This is a genomic window from Bacillus sp. F9_6S_D1_P_5 (genome assembly GCF_054823925.1).
On sequence record NZ_JBTREW010000057.1, the window covers coordinates 1 to 1,499 of the forward strand.

Genomic DNA, 1,499 nt, shown 5'->3' on the forward strand with positions numbered 1-1,499 from the left:
ATTATTCCAGGACATTCTTTTATACCTCCCTTCGATTAGGGTTCATATTATTCTATGTTTTAGTAAAAAGAATGCTTGTTTATTAACCTACTATTTTATTTTTATTTGATAGTGAGCTTTGTATTAGATGTAGAATTTATACAAACTATGCTAAATTTAAGAGATAGTAGAGGGAACTACTTGTTGTGGCATTGATCAACAAAAAATAGTTGAAGAAAAATATTCTCATTTTAAATAATATTTTCTCTTGGGGTACGCTTTTTAGGCGTATATTTCACAATAGCGAAGGAAAAACATACAATATAATTGCAAATGAAGCCTATGTGTATGTGAAGTAGAAAAGAGTGTCTGCTCAACTATGAGTAGACCACTTTTTTATTTTATCCAATATTTTCATAAGAATGGCTTTAGCTGGAGCGATAGGAAATAGTATATTTTTCATTTGAAAATGTATTATAGAAACACGGAGGGACAATAAAGGTGTTTAAAAATGTCAGTCATTTTATTCGGTTAAAGGGCCATTTTCTTGAATAATAGAAGGGAATATTCATAAGTAAATCGAAGTTAATTAAGAAGCTGTTATTTAGTAGAGCATCGGGACTTACTACTCAACATTAAGGAGGAAATAGATTATGAGTGACACACAGACATTACGAGGATTAACCACAGTCAGTTTTTGGACGGATAATCTAGCAGCGGCAAAGAAGTGGTACGCCGAACTGTTGGGCATCGAACCTTACTTTGAACGTCCAGGATATACCGAGTTTCGTCTTGGCGATTACCAGCACGAGCTGGGGCTGATTGATAGCCGCTATGCGCCCGATAGTCCAGCGACCGGACCGGCCGGTGCTGTAGTGTACTGGCATGTCGATAATGTAACAGCAACTTTCAAAAATCTGCTGTCTATGGGAGCGATAGAATACGAGGCACCCACAGAGCGTGGCGAGGGTTTTATTACTGCTTCTGTGGTCGATCCCTTTGGGAACATCCTAGGGATTATGTACAATCAGCATTATTTAGAGGTTCTGGGTTCGAATAAAAAAACGTAACTTCACAGTTCACCGAGGCTTGGTAAGTTGCACTGTGGAGGATAGCGATTATTTATGCAGATATACAGTAACTGCTGTCTCGAGTTATGTGATGCTAAGTTTGGTTGGTATGTCTGAAACGAAGTTAAATGAGTTAGGTTTTTTAGGGTTTACAATATCAACGGTTACTTCATTTTTAGCAATATACGTAGGGTATTTTTGGATGACCAAAAGTGGTTTATCATCAGTTGAATTAACGTCGAAGGGTATCTTAGTTATTGTTTTTGTTGCAACAATTATTTTGGCGCTTTTATTGAAATTGTTAGAAAGAATGGATGAAAATGAAGTGAAACAGTGAAAAAGACGGTGAATACCGTCTTTTTTTCAGGCTGTGGAGAAAGTCTTCTCCACAGCCTATTTTTGTGTCTGAACCTCTTTTTATGTGTCAACACTGATAAAAAAGAGGAAAAG

Annotated in this window: 1 protein-coding gene and 1 pseudogene; both read left to right on the top strand. The window is 36.6% G+C overall.

The annotated features are described in order from the left end of the window. Positions 1–632: 632 nt before the first annotated feature. A complete protein-coding gene (locus ACUXEY_RS28080) occupies positions 633–1,049 on the top strand; it encodes a VOC family protein (protein ID WP_461302076.1) in 417 nt (138 codons plus the stop codon). Between the two features lie 112 nt (positions 1,050–1,161). After that, positions 1,162–1,386: pseudogene (locus ACUXEY_RS28085) on the top strand (epimerase); the annotation flags it as partial. Positions 1,387–1,499: the final 113 nt, after the last annotated feature.